This window comes from Jeotgalibacillus marinus, assembly GCF_040801915.1.
In the GTDB taxonomy this organism is placed as follows: domain Bacteria; phylum Bacillota; class Bacilli; order Bacillales; family Jeotgalibacillaceae; genus Jeotgalibacillus; species Jeotgalibacillus marinus.
This window is the reverse complement of sequence record NZ_JBFMIA010000001.1, coordinates 90721-109342: the sequence shown is the minus strand read 5'-3', so window position 1 is coordinate 109342 and position 18622 is coordinate 90721. Positions and strand designations below refer to the sequence as shown.

Annotated in this window: 21 protein-coding genes and 1 pseudogene; 15 read left to right on the top strand and 7 right to left on the bottom strand. The window is 38.9% G+C overall.

Annotated elements, in window-relative coordinates; translation table 11 throughout:
• The first annotated feature begins 17 nt into the window (after window positions 1-17).
• From AB1471_RS00595 to AB1471_RS00585, 3 genes are all read left to right on the top strand, one after another.
• On the top strand, window positions 18-1439 hold the full coding sequence (locus AB1471_RS00595; RefSeq protein ID WP_367777574.1) for a response regulator: 1422 nt from the start codon (window positions 18-20) through the stop codon (window positions 1437-1439).
• 206 nt (window positions 1440-1645) lie between these two features.
• On the top strand, window positions 1646-2584 hold the full coding sequence (locus AB1471_RS00590) for a carbohydrate ABC transporter permease (protein WP_367777573.1): 939 nt from the start codon (window positions 1646-1648) through the stop codon (window positions 2582-2584).
• A complete protein-coding gene (locus tag AB1471_RS00585; RefSeq protein WP_367777572.1) occupies window positions 2584-3405 on the top strand; it encodes a carbohydrate ABC transporter permease in 822 nt (273 codons plus the stop codon). The genes AB1471_RS00590 and AB1471_RS00585 overlap by 1 nt, the downstream gene beginning before the upstream one ends.
• A gap of 141 nt (window positions 3406-3546) precedes the next feature.
• On the opposite strand, the gene AB1471_RS00580 is transcribed toward AB1471_RS00585, so the two are convergent.
• A complete protein-coding gene (locus tag AB1471_RS00580) occupies window positions 3547-3738 on the bottom strand; it encodes a YqzH family protein (protein ID WP_367777571.1) in 192 nt (63 codons plus the stop codon).
• Between the two features lie 246 nt (window positions 3739-3984).
• Between AB1471_RS00580 and AB1471_RS00575 the strand changes: the two genes are divergently transcribed.
• Together AB1471_RS00575 and AB1471_RS00570 are read left to right on the top strand one after the other, a co-directional pair.
• On the top strand, window positions 3985-5259 hold the full coding sequence (locus tag AB1471_RS00575) for a Y-family DNA polymerase (RefSeq protein ID WP_367777570.1): 1275 nt from the start codon (window positions 3985-3987) through the stop codon (window positions 5257-5259).
• A 3-nt stretch (window positions 5260-5262) separates the two neighbouring features.
• On the top strand, window positions 5263-5592 hold the full coding sequence (locus tag AB1471_RS00570; RefSeq protein ID WP_367777569.1) for a YolD-like family protein: 330 nt from the start codon (window positions 5263-5265) through the stop codon (window positions 5590-5592).
• 43 nt (window positions 5593-5635) lie between these two features.
• On the opposite strand, the gene AB1471_RS00565 is transcribed toward AB1471_RS00570, so the two are convergent.
• Window positions 5636-5851 carry a CDGSH iron-sulfur domain-containing protein gene (locus AB1471_RS00565; RefSeq protein ID WP_367777568.1) on the bottom strand — a complete coding sequence of 72 codons (216 nt, stop codon included), beginning with the start codon at window positions 5849-5851 and terminating at the stop codon, window positions 5636-5638.
• A 117-nt stretch (window positions 5852-5968) separates the two neighbouring features.
• On the opposite strand from AB1471_RS00565, the gene AB1471_RS00560 reads away from it, so the two are divergent.
• Window positions 5969-6292 carry an iron-sulfur cluster biosynthesis family protein gene (locus AB1471_RS00560; RefSeq protein ID WP_367777567.1) on the top strand — a complete coding sequence of 108 codons (324 nt, stop codon included), beginning with the start codon at window positions 5969-5971 and terminating at the stop codon, window positions 6290-6292.
• 56 nt (window positions 6293-6348) lie between these two features.
• Here AB1471_RS00560 and AB1471_RS00555 read toward each other — a convergent pair whose 3' ends face one another.
• Together AB1471_RS00555 and AB1471_RS00550 are read right to left on the bottom strand one after the other, a co-directional pair.
• Entirely contained in the window at window positions 6349-7275 is a 927-nt protein-coding gene (locus AB1471_RS00555; RefSeq protein ID WP_367777566.1) for an alpha/beta hydrolase, read from the bottom strand.
• 63 nt (window positions 7276-7338) lie between these two features.
• Window positions 7339-8235: a hydroxymethylglutaryl-CoA lyase gene (locus AB1471_RS00550; RefSeq protein ID WP_367777565.1), complete on the bottom strand. Its 897-nt coding sequence runs from the start codon at window positions 8233-8235 to the stop codon at window positions 7339-7341.
• Between the two features lie 148 nt (window positions 8236-8383).
• Here AB1471_RS00550 and AB1471_RS00545 point away from each other — a divergent pair, with 148 nt between their 5' ends.
• The 4 genes from AB1471_RS00545 to AB1471_RS00530 all read left to right on the top strand — a co-directional run bounded on the left by AB1471_RS00545 (window position 8384) and on the right by AB1471_RS00530 (window position 11270).
• Window positions 8384-9589, top strand: a complete 1206-nt coding sequence (locus AB1471_RS00545) for an acetyl-CoA C-acetyltransferase (RefSeq protein WP_367777564.1) — start codon at window positions 8384-8386, stop codon at window positions 9587-9589.
• Complete coding sequence (locus tag AB1471_RS00540; protein WP_367777563.1) at window positions 9586-10275, top strand: CoA transferase subunit A; 690 nt, start codon at window positions 9586-9588, stop codon at window positions 10273-10275. The genes AB1471_RS00545 and AB1471_RS00540 overlap by 4 nt, the downstream gene beginning before the upstream one ends.
• A 20-nt stretch (window positions 10276-10295) precedes the next feature.
• Entirely contained in the window at window positions 10296-10958 is a 663-nt protein-coding gene (locus tag AB1471_RS00535) for a 3-oxoacid CoA-transferase subunit B (protein ID WP_367777562.1), read from the top strand.
• Between the two features lie 66 nt (window positions 10959-11024).
• The gene (locus tag AB1471_RS00530) at window positions 11025-11270 is read left to right on the top strand and encodes a YqkE family protein (protein ID WP_367777561.1); all 246 of its coding nucleotides are present in this window, start codon (window positions 11025-11027) and stop codon (window positions 11268-11270) included.
• Between the two features lie 166 nt (window positions 11271-11436).
• Here AB1471_RS00530 and AB1471_RS00525 read toward each other — a convergent pair whose 3' ends face one another.
• Complete coding sequence (locus AB1471_RS00525; RefSeq protein ID WP_367777560.1) at window positions 11437-12363, bottom strand: aldo/keto reductase; 927 nt, start codon at window positions 12361-12363, stop codon at window positions 11437-11439.
• Window positions 12364-12495: 132 nt separating this feature from the next.
• On the opposite strand from AB1471_RS00525, the gene AB1471_RS00520 reads away from it, so the two are divergent.
• Window positions 12496-13071 carry an NUDIX hydrolase gene (locus AB1471_RS00520; protein ID WP_367777559.1) on the top strand — a complete coding sequence of 192 codons (576 nt, stop codon included), beginning with the start codon at window positions 12496-12498 and terminating at the stop codon, window positions 13069-13071.
• 67 nt (window positions 13072-13138) lie between these two features.
• Window positions 13139-13777, top strand: a complete 639-nt coding sequence (spoIIM, locus tag AB1471_RS00515; protein ID WP_367777558.1) for a stage II sporulation protein M — start codon at window positions 13139-13141, stop codon at window positions 13775-13777.
• 301 nt (window positions 13778-14078) lie between these two features.
• Here the strand turns inward: spoIIM and AB1471_RS00510 are convergent, their stop codons facing one another.
• Window positions 14079-14666, bottom strand: coding sequence for an NAD(P)H-dependent oxidoreductase (locus tag AB1471_RS00510; RefSeq protein ID WP_367777557.1), 588 nt, complete (start codon window positions 14664-14666; stop codon window positions 14079-14081).
• A gap of 317 nt (window positions 14667-14983) precedes the next feature.
• Here AB1471_RS00510 and fur point away from each other — a divergent pair, with 317 nt between their 5' ends.
• The 3 genes from fur (at window position 14984) to deoB (ending at window position 17841) form a co-directional block, all read left to right on the top strand.
• Entirely contained in the window at window positions 14984-15454 is a 471-nt protein-coding gene (gene fur, locus AB1471_RS00505) for a ferric iron uptake transcriptional regulator (protein ID WP_367777556.1), read from the top strand.
• 208 nt (window positions 15455-15662) lie between these two features.
• Window positions 15663-16550, top strand: coding sequence for a site-specific tyrosine recombinase XerD (gene xerD / locus AB1471_RS00500; RefSeq protein ID WP_367777555.1), 888 nt, complete (start codon window positions 15663-15665; stop codon window positions 16548-16550).
• Between the two features lie 103 nt (window positions 16551-16653).
• Entirely contained in the window at window positions 16654-17841 is a 1188-nt protein-coding gene (gene deoB / locus AB1471_RS00495) for a phosphopentomutase (RefSeq protein ID WP_367777554.1), read from the top strand.
• A gap of 229 nt (window positions 17842-18070) precedes the next feature.
• On the opposite strand, the pseudogene AB1471_RS00490 reads toward deoB, so the two are convergent.
• A pseudogene (locus AB1471_RS00490) lies at window positions 18071-18452 on the bottom strand (ArsI/CadI family heavy metal resistance metalloenzyme).
• Between the last annotated feature and the right edge of the window lie 170 nt (window positions 18453-18622).

The window sequence follows — 18622 nt, the reverse complement described above, 5'->3', positions numbered from 1 at the left end:
GAAAGGGGCTTCAAAAGGTGCGAATACTAATTGCTGAAGATGAATTGGTAGAGAGAAAAGCAATGAAGAAATTTATAGAAGCTAATTTTACAGATATGGTTGTCGTTGGGGAGGCAGTAAATGGAAGAAGGGCAATCGAATTAGCTGAGAAGACGAATCCAGATATTATATTTATGGATATAAAGATGCCGGGGATAAATGGATTGGAGGCAATTGAAAAGATTTATGCGGCAAATTCAGAGATTAAGTTTATTTTAGTTTCAGCTTATGATTCATTTGATTATGCGAAAGAATCGATGCGATTTGGGATTAAAGATTATATTTTAAAACCAGGGAAAAAAGAGGAAATTGTTAAAGCATTATTACGTGTGGTAAAGGAAATTGAACTAACACGGGAGAGTAAAATGAAATCGACTGAGCTGCTAAAGGAACTGTTTATTACGAAGGCGATGCAAGCCCCTCTCCCTAAAGATCTATTTGCACTGCAAGAAGCGTTATTTCCTACCATGAAGAGTGGCTGTTTTTTCGTTATGAAGTCAAATACTGATTATGATTTAGGGGATATTAAAAAAGCTCTTGCAACGAATGCCTCCTATTCCTATATATTATTTCAAAACGAAGAAGCGGTTGTCATGTGTATTACCGCACCTATCATGATAGAGAAAGCAGATGTATTAACCTTAGCAAGAAAGTTACACATTGTGCTCGGTGAAGATATGTATATCGGCATTGGATTTCCATCCTTTTCATTAGAAAAACTTTCGAAATCTTACCATGAAGCTTATGAAGCTTGTTTGCAACTAGCTTCAGAGAATAAAAGTAAATATGGTTTTTTTCAAGCAAATGAAAAGATAGGAAATGAAGAAAATGTAATTGCCGGAATAGGCTATATGGTGGAAAAAGGACATAGTGATGAGGCTATAATCTATTTTAAAAAATACTATGATCGTTTAACAGCCGGTGAAAAAGAAGATTTATATATTAATCTAAAAAATATACTAAGCAATCATGATATTACCATGCATAAAAGCTCCTTTACTGCATTACAAACGGATCAGGACTGGTATTCATATCTTCATTTATGCTGTATGAAAATAAATGAATTTTATCAGTCTAAGCAATATATAGCTCAAGCAAAAAAATATATACACAATCATTTTAATGAGGCAATAACATTAGAAAATGTAGCAGCTTCAGTGAATTTAAGTCCAAATTACTTTTCGAATATATTTAAACAAGAGTTTGGCGAGACGTTTATTGATTTTTTAACAAAGGTTCGCTTGCGAAAAGCAAAAGAATTAATTGAGGGCAATTTGCACTCATTAAAAGAAATTTGCTTTATGGTAGGCTATAAAGATCCAAATTATTTTAGTCGAGTATTTAAAAAGTTTTATCATGAATCCCCTAAACAATATCAACAAGGCATCTTTAAAAAATGAAGAAAAACGTAAAATAGTACAGTAATTTGCACGTAATAATTGTTTGAATTTTTTTATAATACATAATGAAAGCGCCATCATAATGAAGGGGGATTATTAGTCGTGAAAAGATGGAGGCAGTGTAAGTGGTAAAGTAGAATCTTTTTATTAGGCACATTTTGAACACTTATTTCGAACCAAGGGACCTCGATGTGAGGAGGATATATATGACAAAGGGTGTGCAGATGAAAAGTAAAAAAATTATTTCAAAAGATCATTGGACAGCGATAGCGTTTTTAATTCCATCATTTTTATTAATCCTTGTTTTTGTCTATGGATTTATCGGGTGGACTGGATATGTTTCATTAAGTAATTACAATTCAATTATTCCAGACTTTTCATTTGCGGGGTTGAAAAACTATATTTATTTATTTAATGATTTCCGTTTTCAAGCCGATCTACGTAATACTTTATTTTTTACTATTTTATTTATTGGCTTGGTGATTGTCATTGGAATGAGCTTAGCTATTTTAATCGATCAGAAGCTAAAAGGGGAAGCCATTTTTCGGAATATATTTCTATTCCCAATGGCGTTATCTTTTATTGTTACTGGAGTAGTATGGCAATGGTTATTAAATCCGTCTACTGGATTTAATCAGTTTTTAAGCGTTTTTGGAATCCAACCGAAATGGTATACTGATACAAATATTCTAGCCGGATTTGAGTGGGGAAGTATTGAATTTGGTTTGCCGGTAGCGATTATTGCAGTGGTTATTGCTGCAGTATGGCAAATGACTGGTTTCTCATTAGCGATGTATTTAGCAGGGTTACGCGGGATTCCAGATGAATTACGAGAAGCAGCACGAATGGACGGGGCGAGCGAATTTCAGGTTTATCGTAAAGTCGTTCTACCGATGCTGATGCCAATTACGGTCAGTGTCATTATTATTATGGCCCATATTTCGTTGAAGATATTTGATTTAATTTATGCAATGACAGGATCAGGTGCGAATTTTGTAACCGATGTTCCTGGGGTGTATATGTTCGAAACGACATTCAGAGGAAATTACTATGCGAATGGTGCTGCTATAGCAATTATCATGTTACTTTTAGTGGCAGTATTTATTGTTCCATATTTATGGAGTAGTAGAAAGGGTGATAACTGATGGCGTCGTTTAGTATTGGAAAAGCATTCAAATATTTTATTTTAATCTTTTTCGCAGTAATCTTTTTAATGCCTGTTTATGTAATTCTAGTTACAAGTTTAAAGCCAATAGATGAAGTGTCACTTGCAACTATGTGGGCCTTGCCAACTTCAATCGATTTTAGCTCTTATGCGGAAGCTTTTTCGAATTTAGCTCCGAATTTTATGAATAGCATTTACTTGGTTATCCCTGCCACATTATTATCTGCTTTATTGGGTGCGATGAATGGTTATGTTTTGTCAAAATGGCGATTTAAAGGCTCTGACATAATATTTACGTTCATTTTATTTGGGATGTTTATTCCATATCAAAGTATTTTAATTCCAGTCATTCAGTTTTTACGTTTGATTGAATTGTACAATACAATACCAGGTTTAATTCTCGTACACGTCGTATATGGCTTGCCAATTACTACATTGATGTTTCGAAACTTTTATGCGAATATTCCTGATTCAATGATCGAATCGGCCAAAATAGATGGGGCAGGCTTTTTTGGGATATTTAGACATATTATTATTCCTCTTTCGATCACTGGTTTTGTCGTTGTGGCGATTTGGCAGTTTACGAACATATGGAATGAGTTCTTATTTGCTGTCACGATCACAACCTCTGACAAACAACCGATTATGGTAGCCTTACAGAATCTATCCGGAAGTCAGATCGTACAATGGAATGTACAAATGGCGGGGGCGCTCATTGCAGCATTGCCGACATTGCTTGTTTACATATTCTTAGGGAAGTATTTTGTACGAGGTCTTTTGGCGGGGTCTGTTAAGGGGTAGGTTAGAAAATGATTGATTAGTCTTTAATGAAAGCTATTATCCAGGTTTAGTACGTTAACCTGGATAATAGATATTTGGAAAGTTAGTGGAAACCCCTCAACCCTATCACCCCTAAATCAGGGAACCAGATGACAAGCCAGTTCAGTCAGTCAAAAACCCATACACAACATCATGAAGCCAGTCATCGAGCGTACCTTCTTCTCCTGAGTGGTACCGTTCGAATATTTCCTCTACTAATGTATCCATATCTTGTTGCGAAATCGGTTCGTTGCTAGTTCTTCCGTATTGTGCCATCACTCTTGTGATCCCTTTTTTAACCCATCTTTTTTCCATTGCCATCCTCGCTTTTTAGTTTCTAAAATAAGTATAGGGTCTAATGAACGAATAATTCAATTAGGTATGTTAAAGAACGGGTAGGTGAGGTGCGATTTGTTTTAGTCACCGTAGGAATTTATTTATTACTCGTCAGGGCCGATTTATTCTCCATCAGTACGTTTCTTCGGTTTCACCATTAAATGCCACTTGTCTTTTCACATATTCGCTGATAATATAAGAACAAACGTTCTGGTGGTGAGGTGTATGATTGATTATGGAACAATGCCCAAGCATCAAATTTTGTGCGTGGATATGCGAAGTTTTTATGCTAGCTGTACCGCCGTTGAGTTGGGGCAGGATCCGCTGACGTGCCGAATCGCTATTGTTGGAGATGAAAAACAAAAGGGGAGTGTTATCCTAGCTGCCTCACCGCGATTAAAAAAAGAATTTGGAATTCGAACAGGTTCGAGGTTACATGAGCTTCCAAGTGATGAGCGGATTGAGCTTCGTGAACCGAATATGAAGCAATATTTACGTATTTCAACTGAAATTACAAAGCTGTTCCATCGCTATGTACCGAAAGAATCCATTCATATTTACAGTGTGGATGAAAGTTTTTTGAAAATTGATGGCACAAATGGATTATGGGGAGATGCGTGGGAAGTAGCACGTCACATTACCGATGATATGACGCGGGAATTTGGTTTATCGTGTGCCGTTGGCATAGGACCGAATATGCTGATGTCTAAACTGTGTTTGGACATTGAAGCGAAGCGTAAAGGGATTGCGGAGTGGAAATACGACGAAGTCAAAACGAAGCTTTGGCCGATTTCGCCGTTGTCAACGATGTGGGGAATCGGTAGAAGAATGGAAAAACGTTTGAACCGCATGGGGATTTTTTCAGTGGGGGATTTGGCGCAACACAGTCTCGAACGTCTTGAGGGCGAATTTGGCGTGATGGGCAACCAGCTCTATCACCATGCGCATGGCATTGATTTATCGGAAATTGGTGCGCCGATTATGGATGGACAAATTAGTTTTGGGAGAAGTCAAATTTTACTTCGAGATTATACAGAGTTGCATGAAATTGAGCATGTCCTTTTGGAAATGTGTGAAGAGGTAGCAAGAAGAACACGTCAACACCATTTAGCAGCGCGTACCTTGCATCTAGGTGTTGGCTATAGTCATCTGGCAACTGCCGATTCATTTCATCGCTCGCGTTCGCTACACGAACCAACAGCGATCACGATGGAGCTTTACCGATTATGTCTTGAGCTACTTCGCGAAAACCTGCAGCCACAGCCGGTCAGGAAAATTTCGATTTCGTTGACGAATCTTGTGCCTGATCACTCCTTGCAAATGGATTTATTTAATCCAAACCGAGATCGTCAACATAAGCTCGGTTACACGATGGATGCAGTGCGCGAACGCTATGGTTCAGCCTCATTGCTAAGGGCCATCTCCTATACGAAAGCAGGAACATCAAGAAGAAGAGCCACACTCATTGGTGGACACAAATCAACAGAGAGGAAGGTTTAGAGGATGCTACGCGATCGAGGAACGATTAAATGGACGTCCATGATGTTGCCGGAGCACGTCAAAATGATACGAAACTGGGCAGAAAGTGATCAATACGAGCAGCAGGCGGATATGGATGAACAGCAAATGGAAGAGTGGAACAACGTATTGGTGCTTGCTTTAGAGGAAAAAGTGAAGATCAACATGACCTATCATGACGGAAACTTGTATGTGAAGTGCTCTGGATATGTGAGGAAAATTGATCCATTTACGCAAACGCTCGAGCTGCTTGAGAAAACCGGGAAGACGCGTTTCATCAAACTATCTGCGGTACGGTCTGTTGAGCGTACTTAATTGAAAAACTCCCAGCCACATCGACTGGGAGTATGTACATATATTATTTTTCAGCCAACGCTTTTTCTGCGCGAACACAAGAATCGAACTTTCCTTTATGCGCAGCGTCACAAAATGGCATGTTTTGTGAGAGACCGCAACGGCATAATGAGAATGTAGGTTTTGTAGTGAAGCGATTGCCATCTACATCAACGAGTTCAACGTTACCTGTTACACGTAATGAGCCGTTATCCATGACCTTAATTTGTACCTTATCCATTTTAATTCCTCCCATTCTTACTATCCTTGATCCTACTGGAACTTTCTTTAAAAAGCAAGATGCGCTAATAATCTAAACGTCCGTGCTATACTATGATCCACAAGGAGGAACGACATAATGCAAATTACGATAACCGAAATAGCGAAAGAGAAAATTCTTGAAAAAATAAATGGTAAGGGTGGTTTTTTGAAACTAAAATATGATACAGAAGGAACAGGCTGTGTCATGAATGGTGTCCCGATTTTATGGTATGTTGATGAAGTGATTGAGGAAGAAGATGTAGTCATCGAGACGAACAACATGCAGGTTTTAGTAGAAAAATCAAAAATGGTTTTTTACGATAAAGAATTGAAAATTGATTACTCTGAGCAATCAGGAATGTTCCAGTTGAAAAGCCCTAGTCAAACGATCAACGGACGGATGTCATTTAAAAATAAATAAGAAAAACGCTGTACTGTGATCACCGATATACGGTGGTCCAACAGCACAGCGCCCAGTTATACGTCGTTTTCCTCTAGAAAATCATCCACGCATTGACTATACTTTCCCTTATTTTCAACATACGATTGTGCATGATCACCTTTTTCGGCAATAAAAAGCTTTTTCGGTCCTTTTTTTAGTTCGTAAAGCGTTTCAGTCATGTGAGCAGGGATGAAGTTATCATCTTTACTATGAATGAATAACACAGGTTTTTCGATGTGTTTTACCGCTTCTTTTGGCGAAACGGATTGAATTGTATAGCCGTCGCGCAATTTAATAAAAAAATTTGCCAGAGGAATTGCAAGCTTTGATGAAGGAACGAGCTCTCTTTCTTTTTGAAACATATGAGCTAGTTGCTCACTAAAATCAGAGAATGGACAATCCACAATGTAGAAATTCGCACGATCTTCCAACGATCCTGCGTACAACAAGGTCGTTGCAGCACCCATCGATTCTCCATGAATACCAAAGGTGACATTTTTGCCTTCACGTTCTAAAAGTGCATCCACTACTGCTTTTAAATCAATTTTTTCGTAAAAACCAAAGCTGGTTGTTTTCCCTCCGGATTCACCATGTCGTCTATGATCAAAAATAACCGCATTAAACCCTTTCGATAAAAACAAGTTCATGTATTTAACAGAGTTCATTTTATTTTCCGTTACACCATGACAAAAGATCACGTATCGCTTTGCGGGGTGAGGGTGGATAAAAACCGTTTTGATTTTATAGCCATTGGGTGAATGAATCCAAACCTCTTCTTTCGGAAGGGAGTTGTACTCATTCATTATTAACCGTTTAGCTGAAATTTCACGCTCTAAAATAATGTCCTCTTTTTTCGTTGCCATGTACATAATTCGGTTGGAAAAATAGACACCCAAACCTACAGCGGCAGCACCTAGTACACCAGCGCAGCTAACGGCAACAGCTAATCCTTTTTTTCTCAAACGATCACCTCATGTTTAAGTCTATCTGCTAGTTAAAATATAGCAGTAGAGACTAAAAACTTTTTACGTACTTAATGATTTATTCATATAGTATCCACTAGTAAACGCTCTTGATACATAAGGCTTAACAATATTGATGGCTTCAACAAGTTCATCAAGGTCAATCCCTGTCTCGACGCCCATTTCGTGAAGCATGTACACAACATCTTCTGTCGCAACGTTTCCGCTGGCACCTGGAGCAAAGGGACAACCACCTAACCCACCTGTTGAACTGTCAAAACGGTCCACTCCAGCCAATAACGCAGCATAAATATTTGCAAGAGCCATTTTCCGCGTGTCATGAAAATGAGCAGTCAGCAAGACGTTTGGGACATGTTCTTTTAGTAAGGTAAATAGATCAAAGGATTCTCTTGGTGTCGCTTTTCCAATCGTATCAGCCACACTCAATTCGTTCACTCCGGCTTCGACAAATTGCTTGCATAGGGCCAATGTATCTTGTGGGTCAATTTTTCCTTCATACGGACAGTGAAAGGCAGTAGAGATACATGCACGAACGAAAATTCCTTGTTCTTTTAAATCAGCGATAAGGGGAACCAGTACTTCCATCGCTTCCTCTGTTTTTCGGTTAATATTTTTTTCGTTAAAGGTGGAACTTACACCAATAAATATGGCAACAGCTTCTGCACCAGCCTGAAGTGCTTCGTCAATTCCTTTTTTATTTGGTGTTAACGCAATGGTGCCAGGTGTCCCGCGTACCTCGTTCATAATTTCTTTGGCGTCCATCATTTGTGGTACCCATTTAGGTGACACAAAAGACGTCACTTCCATCTCTTTAACTCCAGCACCCCAAAGTTTTTGAATGAACGTTATTTTGGTTTCAGTAGGTACAAATTGTGACTCGTTTTGTAGTCCATCACGAGGACCTACTTCGATGATGGTTACATTTGTTGGGTATTGCATCATGACATCCCCTTTTTTATCTTGTTATAATTATTATTGTAAAAACATTCTGAAGTTAATTTTAACAGAAATTCTCATGGCGAAAAAGAAGGAATTAAAGCGCTTTCATAGAATGTGTGTAAGTGGAAGCAATTTAAGGGGGGAGAACATGTCAAGGGAAGTCGTTATTGTTAGTGCAACTAGAACAGCCATTGGGTCATTTAATGGAGCCCTAAAAGGAATAAGCGCAACAACACTTGGGGCAACCGTAATTAAAGAAGCTGTGACAAAAGCAGGCGTACAACCAGAACAGATAGATGAAGTGATCATGGGGAATGTGCTACAAGCGGGGCTTGGACAAAATCCTGCACGTCAATCATCCATTGAAGCAGGAATTCCAGCGTATGTAGCGGCCATGACGATCAATAAAGTGTGTGGATCGGGTCTAAAGGCTGTTCATTTAGCGACACAAGCTATTTTAGCGGGTGATGCAGATATTATTGTAGCAGGTGGAATGGAAAATATGAGCCGAGCGCCACATCTTCTTCCAAATGGGCGTGAAGGCTTTAAAATGGGCGATCAAAAGTTAGTTGATAGCATGATCAAAGACGGTCTATGGTGCGCGTTCAATGATTATCATATGGGTACAACAGCTGAAAATTTGTGTGATCGGTATTCACTAACGCGGGATGAACAAGATGAATTTTCAGCAAGCAGTCAGCAAAAAGCTGTTGATGCGATTGAAAAAGGTCGATTTGAAGATGAAATTGTGCCAGTGATGATTCCGCAACGCAAAGGGGACCCAATCGCATTTCGAGTGGACGAGTATCCAAGAGCAGAAACAACGAAAGAGTCGCTAGGAAAATTACGTCCTGCGTTTAAAAAGGATGGCACAGTCACTGCGGGTAATGCATCAGGAATTAATGATGGTGCAGCAGCACTTGTGGTGATGTCGAAAGAAAAAGCGAATGAACTTGGATTAACGCCACTTGTTACGATTAAAGGCAATGCGAGTGCTGGAGTTGATCCAAGCGTTATGGGGATCGGACCTGTAGAAGCTGTTAACAAAGCACTGAAAAAAGCAGCCGTTTCATTGGATGAATTAGAGCTGATTGAAGCAAATGAGGCGTTTTCCGCACAATCACTCGCTGTCGATCGCGAGCTGTCATTTAATAAAGAGGTTTTAAATGTAAACGGAGGAGCGATTGCGCTTGGTCACCCAATCGGAGCAAGTGGTGCGCGTATTCTTGTCACATTGATTCATGAAATGACAAAACGTGAAGCGAAATTAGGACTTGCAACGTTATGTATCGGTGGTGGACAAGGTGTCGCAACCATCGTTGAGCGAGTAAACGAAAAGGGGGAACTGAGATGAAAATGATCTATCAAAACGCACAAGAAGCGGTTTCACATGTGAAAGATGGAGACACCATTATGGTCGGAGGATTCGGCCTTTGTGGAATCCCGGAAAATTTGATTTTAGCTTTGCGTGACAGTGGTGTGAAAGATTTGACTGTAATCTCAAATAACTGCGGCATTGATGATTGGGGGTTAGGGCTACTTTTACATAATCGTCAAATAAAAAAAATGATCGGCTCATACGTTGGTGAAAACAAAGAATTTGAACGTCAAGTCTTGTCTGGCGAGCTTGAAGTTGAGCTTGTTCCACAAGGTACATTAGCAGAAAAAATTCGTGCAGGTGGAGCAGGGATCCCTGCTTTTTTCACACCAGCAGGCGTTGGTACACCAATTGCTGAAGGAAAAGAAATTCGTGAATTTAATGGAAAAGAATATTTATTAGAAGAAGCATTGCATGCGGATATAAGCTTTGTGCGTGCGTGGAAAGCGGATAAAATGGGTAACCTTGTTTACCGCAAAACAGCACGCAATTTCAATCCGATGATTGCAGCTGCTGGCAAAGTAACAGTTGCCGAAGTAGAAGAGATCGTGGGAAAAGGAGATCTAGATCCGAACGAAATCCACACACCAAGCATCTACGTGCAATATCTACTTCAAGGTGAGCAAGAAAAACGAATTGAACGCAGAACAATAGCAAATTAAGCGTAGAAAGGATGATTATAATGGATAAAAAAAGGGTGCGAGAAACAATCGCAAAACGTGCAGAACGTGAAATAAACGACGGTGACTACGTAAACCTTGGAATTGGAATGCCGACGATTGTAGCCAACCATTTAGCCGAAAATAAAGAAGTTGTATTGCAATCTGAAAATGGATTGCTCGGTATCGGGCACTATCCGGCAGAGGATGAAGTTGATGCAGATTTGATCAATGCAGGAAAAGAAACTGTAACGGCCGTACGTGGAGCTGCTTACTTTGACAGTGCGGAATCATTTGGCATGATTAGAGGTGGACACGTGGACATCGCGATACTTGGAGGGATGGAAGTTTCTGAGAATGGCGACCTTGCAAATTGGATGATTCCTGGCAAGATGATTAAAGGAATGGGTGGGGCAATGGATTTGGTTCATGGTGCGAGAAAAATCATCGTCATCATGGAGCATATAAATCGTGATGGTCAATCTAAAATCTTGAGCAATTGCTCACTACCACTAACAGGGAAAAAAGTAGTGGATAGAATTATAACGGAGCGTGCAGTTATTGATGTAACACATAGAGGACTTGTCCTAGTGGAAGTTGCGAATGGCTATTCTGTTGAAGATATTGTGGAGTCAACTGAACCTAAACTTCATGTGTCTGATAACGTCATACTAGACGCATTTTAAGAGCACAATTCTCTTTGTTCATCCTTCGCTTTCGGTTAGAATAAAGCGGATGAGGAGGAAATGTATATGAAAAAAAGAAAGAAGCCTATACAAAAAAATGATGATCGTAAAGCGACTTTAAAAGATTCCCTCGACAGCGATCTTTTATCAAAGCTTCAAGCAACGAAAAAAGCGCTTGTTGATCAAGAGCATGTACGTCGCGAAGAAGAACAAAAGAAAAAAGAAGAAGAGCGCAGAATTCGAGAGAAAAACAAATCATTTGAAGAATTGTTTGAAGAAAGCTCGATGAACTGGAAAGACTACAAAAAGTAGACTGAAAAGCGAAATGGCTTGTCCAGCACTGACCAGCATAAGCCGATTGACGAGGGTATTTTCATCACCGCAGTGAGCGAGTTATGACTCGAGATGGCTAGTAAGCTACTAGAACTAAACATCAAAAAAGCGGTCCCCACAATGATCGGGACCGCTTTTCATTTTCTTAAATTCTATGCACTGAATAACCACGGCCATTCGTCAATGCCTTTAACAACTCATACTCTTCCTTAGAAAGTGGATCACCACTAACCGCTCGTACATTTGACTTCACTTGTTCTGGTGAGCTTGCACCAGTAATAATCGAACCCACAATTGGATTAGCTGCATTAAATTTTAAAGCAAGTTCATTCATTGTACGGTCTTCTTTAAAACGTTCAAGCAAGGAGTAAAGCGTTTCTTTTAACGACTCATATGAATAATATAAGTAGCCGTCTTTTTTAATCGATTCACTTGCTTTTTCGAATGTTTTCTCTGTAAGCATTCCTTTTGCAAGTGGTCCTCGAGTCATGACAGAAACGTTATGCTTTTCTAAAATCGGAAAGGCTTGTTCTTCTGGACGGCGATCAAGTAGGCTGTATTGCATCATGTTGGATGCAATTTGAGAACGTTCGGCATATTCTTTGATCACATTTGGTCGGATAGAAGAAATCCCATATTCTTTAATGTAGCCTTGCTCTTTTAGTGTTTCAAACGCTTCAATGGTTTCATCAATTGGGTCATCAAGTGTGCCACCGTGAAGTTGGTACAGGTCGATGTAATCGACCTGTAAACGTTTCAAACTCGATTTCACTTGCTCGGTTATGTAGGATTTTGAAGGATCCCATGTCCACCCATCTTTTTGGTTTTTCCAGCGATTACCGACTTTTGATGCGATGACAACATCATTACGGACTTTTTTTAATGCGTTGCCAACTATTTTTTCATTGACACCAAAATCATATAAATCAGCCGTATCGAAATACGTAATTCCGCTCTCAAGTGCAGCTTCAATAATCTCCCGTGCTTTTTTCTCCTCAGTGCCAAGTGACATACAGCCCAGTCCAATCAACGAGCTTTCAAGAGTTGAACTTCCAATTTTTCGTTTTTCCATCTGATCATCTCCTTTATAACTACCTGTAGATATTATTGTATTCTCGTTCTCACCTTCAAACAAGAACATGTGGAACATAAGACCTTAAACAATTGGTACAATAAGTATGAAAGAAGAAGGAGGTCATTACATATGAACAGGTTTGAAGAAAAGACGATTGAAAAAGAGGTTTTGTTTGAAGGGCGAATTATCAATTTACAAGTTGAAAAAGTAGCATTGCCAAACGGGAAAACTTCCACGCGTGAAATTATCAAGCATCCAGGTGCGGTTTGTGTGATTGCGCTGACAGATGACGATAAGCTGATTATGGTTGAGCAATATCGTAAAGCATTGGAACGTTCCATTTTAGAAATTCCTGCGGGGAAACTTGAGCCAGGTGAAGAGCCTGTTATAACAGCTGCACGTGAACTAGAAGAGGAAACGGGCTATGGCAGTGAGACACTAACACATTTAATTTCGTTTTACACGTCACCTGGATTTGCAGATGAGCTTGTTCATGTTTTTGTTGCAAATAATTTATATAAGATTCAAAATGCTAAGGGTACAGACGAAGATGAATTTGTTGAACTCTATGAACTAACACTTGAAGAGGCTGAGGAGTGTCTAGTTGATCAACGAATTTTTGATGCGAAAACGGCTTATGCGGTGCAATATTTACGTTTGCAAAAGATGATTGACCAACAGAAAAAATCTCAAAATAAAATATAAAACGGACTCATGATACGCTCATTTCATACATAGAATGGGATGAAGTTTATTGTGAGGGGGCATTTCGATGCAGAAATCAATCGCACGCAAATTCATCTACCATATCCAGCAACATGCATCCCTTTATGTTTTTGTTATGGCACTTTTATGTGGAGGGGTTTTAACAGGTGCACTATTAGTTAATAGACTACCAACTGACCAGCTACAGCCATTACTCGATCCATTTAGAGCCTACGAAGCAGCAGGTGAAATAAAATTGTTTTCGCTGCTCAATGAACAGGTTAGAGGCTATATTATGTTAGACATTGCGCTCATGTTTCTTATATGGTGTACAGGCTTTACGTTGATCGGTCTTCCAATTGCTTGGTTGATCGTATTTGTGAAAGGGATGATGTTTGGTTTTACATCCGGTCTATTTATCACCCAATACGGTTGGGAAGGTGTTTGGATTTCGTTCGGGGTTGTATTGCCACAAAATCTTTTGTTAGTTCCAGTTTATGTGATTGTGTGTGTACATGCGATCATAATCACACTTCATCTGTGGAGAAGAGTTGTGACGAGACAAGCTTTTACACCTACATTTAAAATGGCGAGCTTGAACTACACGATTTTATTTACATGCATGATTGTTTTCGTCGTTTTAGGAGGAGTAATTGAGGCATTTATTTCGCCATTGTGGATGAAATGGTTTCATCCAAGTGCTTAATTAGAATGACATAACTATTGAATGCAGGCTACCTAATAGGCCCGTTCTTTTACCGATAAAAGATTTCAGCTCGTTTCCCACGCGAATGTCAGGCGCTTGTCTTGCTTGGTAATGCCGGGAATGTCTTCTGACAAAAAATCTTTTACATTTGCGTGACGATCAGCAGTGCCTCTCTTGATCCGTAAAGGAAATCAAGCGAAATTGATGTTTTTTACGTGATTGTTCAGGTGCTTCATTTCGCAAAAAAGTCTTACTCGATAGATCTATTACATCGAGTAAGACTTTTTAGATTTATTTACCTTTATCCAAACAGTGTAGCAATAATATTTTCTACATCAACAAGCATTTGTTTTCTAGCTGCATCATCAACTGATGGCACAGACCCAAAGAACTTATGCTCCATTGTTTCAATACCTACGAAATCAAGGATACCATTATCACTCGTTTGTTTCATTGCTTCAATCATACCGATTTCCTCATAATAATCCTCAGGATGCCCCATGGTATTAAATAGTACCGCTTTTTTACCTGCTAAAAGTTTTTCATAGCCACCTTGCTCGTTAACAGCATAAGCAAAGCCATATGCAAATACTCGATCAATGTAGCCTTTTAAAATAGCTGGTAGTCCAGTCCACCAGATTGGATAAATGAAGGTGATGACATCAGCTTGTTTTACATGTTCTTGTTCTTCTTGAATATCTTTCGGTGTATGACCCGATTGGAATGCTGTAAAGTCACTACCGCTTAGTACAGGTTTAAAATTTAAAGCATATAAATCACGTACGATAACCTCTTCACCGTGGTCTTCTAGCTTTTGTACAACTTTTTCTAGAATGGCATGGTTAAAGCTTTGTGGATTTGGATGAGCATATATAACGAGGTGTTTCAAAACAAATCTCTCCTTCATCATCGTGTATTCTTTTTATTGTTCCCACAACCATTACTTTGATAACTCGTCGGTTGATTAACCAAATATAGGAATACCCAAAGAGGCTCGTTTTTTAACTGGTGAAAAATTCATCCTATTTTCAAAATGATAATGTTTGGGGACTGTGTACATAATGGGTAAAAAGTAGCCAGTCAATACAGTATATTAAAATTAGTATTATATAGTATTATTTATAATTACTAATTTATAATGATTATTGTTTGCAATTAACCCTCCTTTTGATATAATATTTATGACAGTGCGAGGGAGGGTTAATCATGGAAAGCAGAATTGAACGAATTAAAAAACAACTGCATTCAGCAAGCTATAAATTGACACCTCAACGAGAAGCCACTGTTCGGGTTTTGCTTGAGAATGAGGAAGACCATTTAAGCGCTGAGGATGTATACCTCCTCGTGAAGGAAAAAGCACCTGAAATTGGATTGGCGACCGTCTATCGAACACTTGAATTACTAACAGAGTTGAAAGTAGTCGATAAGATTAATTTTGGAGATGGTGTTTCGCGTTATGACCTTAGAAAAGAAGGCGCTGCTCATTTTCATCACCATTTAATCTGTATTGAATGTGGTTCAGTCGATGAAATTCAGGAAGATTTGCTTGAGGACGTAGAAGAAATTGTAGAGCGAGATTGGAAGTTTAAAATAAAAGATCACAGACTTACATTTCACGGAATTTGTTATCGTTGCCAAGAGTCATCTGCTGAAGATGATTCATCAAATAAAGAGTAAAAGTCATGCTGAGATGCATGACTTTTACAGTGGAAAGAAATAAGTCTAACTTGAGAAGCTAGCATTCGGAATCATGGCTCCATAGTCTAGCAAAAGGTACCTATTGGGCTAAGCGGCATGGGCTTATCGGGACTGAACAGCCGTTTTGTGAGTGACAATAGTATGAAAGCGTACTACAATAGAATGAGGACAATTAGGAGGCGTCAAGATGAAGGATCAGCTTCTCGATTTTATTCAATTCATGATTGTGGAAAAAGGACTATCATCTAATACCGTACAGTCTTATGAGCGCGATTTGAAGGCATACTTGGTGTATGTTGAAAAAGTCGAACGAGTTGAGGCTATCTGTGAAGTGAAACGCGTACATATTTTACAATTTTTCGCTCATTTAAAAGCGCAAGGAAAGTCTGCAAAAACGATCGCACGTCACACTTCATCGATTCGCTCATTTCACCATTTTTTAATGAGAGAAAGACGCTGTGAGCAAGATCCAACTGAGCACCTGGAAACACCAAAATCCGAGAAGATATTACCGAAAGTATTAAGTGTAGAAGAAGTTGAACAATTGCTTGGAGCTGCTGATTTATCTAAGCCGAGCGGTTACCGTGATGGCGCAATGCTTGAGCTCATGTATGCGACTGGCATGCGTGTAAGCGAATTGATTGGTTTGAATACGGATGATGCTAACCTGGAAATGGGATTTATACGCTGTATTGGGAAAGGCAACAAGGAACGAATTATTCCGATCGGGAAAGTAGCGTCTGAAGTTCTAGACATTTACATTCGTCAAACGCGAAACCAGCTACGGCCAAAAACGACCAATGCATTGTTCTTGAATCAGCAAGGAAACCGATTAACAAGACAAGGTTTTTGGAAAATACTAAAGGGGCTTGCCAAAAAAGCTAAAATTGAAAAAGAACTGACTCCTCATACATTGCGCCATTCATTTGCCACGCATTTAGTGGAAAATGGAGCAGATTTACGCGCCGTACAGGAGATGCTTGGACATGCTGATATCTCTTCAACTCAAATTTATACACATGTCTCGACGAAACGGATTCGAGACGTGTATTCGAAGTTTCATCCGAGGGCATAGTGCTCGGTTTAAAGTTAGTTGTCAGACTTCAGACGAATTCCTTGTCGAAATTTGAATATAATAGGTGAAATAGAAGAAAAGTGAATTTGAGGAGGAGTAAAAAATGACAAACCCTACATATAAGCGTGTACATTTAGTAGTGATGGATTCTGTTGGGATCGGGGAAGCACCTGATGCTGCTAAATTTAACGATACAGGGTCTAACACGTTAGGACATATCGCTGAACATATGAATGGCTTAAACATGCCAAACATGGCCAAGCTAGGTCTTTCTAATATTGAAAATGTACAAGGAATTGAAAAAGCGCAGCAACCATTAGCATCATATACAAAAATGGCAGAAGCATCTGTTGGTAAAGATACAATGACAGGTCACTGGGAACTAATGGGACTCAATATTGATAAGCCATTTAAAGTTTATCCAGACGGCTTTCCTCAAGAACTAATCGAACTTCTTGAAGAAAAAACAGGTCGCAAGGTGATTGGAAACAAACCTGCAAGTGGAACAGAGATTTTAGATGAACTTGGTGAAGAACACATGAAAACAGGTGCGCTTATTGTTTATACATCTGCTGACCCTGTTCTACAAATTGCAGCACATGAAGAAGTGGTTTCAATAGAAGAACTTTATCGTATTTGTGAAATTGCACGTGAACTTACACTCGATGAAAAATATTTGGTTGGTCGTATTATTGCCCGTCCATTTGTTGGTGAACCTGGTGCATTTAAACGTACGACAAACCGTCATGACTATGCGCTAAAGCCGTTTGAGCGGACAGTTATGAATGAACTAAAAGACGGTAGCTTTGATGTACTTGCAATCGGGAAAATTTCAGATATTTTTAATGGTGAAGGAGTCACTGATTCGTTGCGTACGACAGACAACATGGATGGGATGGATAAACTAATTGAAACGTTTGACCGTGAATTCACTGGATTGAGCTTTTTAAATCTTGTTGATTTTGATGCGTTATTTGGCCACCGTCGTGATCCTCAAGGGTACGGTGAAGCGCTTGAAGCGTTCGATGCCCGTCTTCCTGAAGTGTTTGAAAAAATGACAAATGAAGATTTGTTGATCATCACCGCAGATCATGGGAATGACCCAGTTCATGAAGGGACTGATCACACACGTGAATTTGTTCCGTTGCTTGTATATTCTAAACGCATTTCAAACGGCAAAGAATTAGCTATTCGTGACACATTTGCTGATGTTGGTGCGACGATTGCAGAAAATTTCAATGTGAAGATGCCTGCATTCGGAAAGAGTTTCCTGAAAGATCTAAACGACTAATTATTAAAGACTTATACACTAAAGTATCTGAGATTACAGGGATTAGAAGAGTACGTTTGTTTGTGTGAATAAAAGATTAGGGATAAAAATAACTTCCTTTAACATGAATAGGATGAAGTTAAAAAAGCCGGTGATTCGTTAAATGATGAACAACTGGCTCTCCTTTCAATAGCTGTTTCTTTTTTACCAACTTGAAATACAATTATTGTACAGCCTATTTCTTTTTTCTCTAATTTGTATCTTCGCTATCGCCTTTTGAGAAGAAAAATCCCCACTCATTTCCTTCAGGATCCGTCACCCAAAACTTATCCTACAAAGCGTAACAACAGTTTGTATTCATATCTTCTTTGGCGAAGAAACCAAGCTTTTCTAGTCGTTCTTTATGTTTTAATACCTCTTCAAGACTGGCTACTTGAATACCAAAGTGACCAACCTGATTACCTTTTACTTCATTTCTTACATTCAATGTAAAGTTTAATGTTAACTCCTCTGGGAGAAATTTTGCATAATCATCTTTGATTTTGACCGGTTTCTCATTAAAGATCTTAGAGTAAAATTCAATGGATGCTTGAAGAATCTGTTACATTTAAACCAACGTGTGTTTTTAACATAAAATCACTCCTTGAATCAATTTCTTTTGATGAATGAATTAAAAAAATAACTAGCTTGAGTTAACTCATGATTTGTAATCTTTGTTGATTTAATAAAGGGAGATACAAGGACAATTTATTTCTTCTTATTAAATCAATTTTTTTTGATTTTATATATTACCACGTAGCAA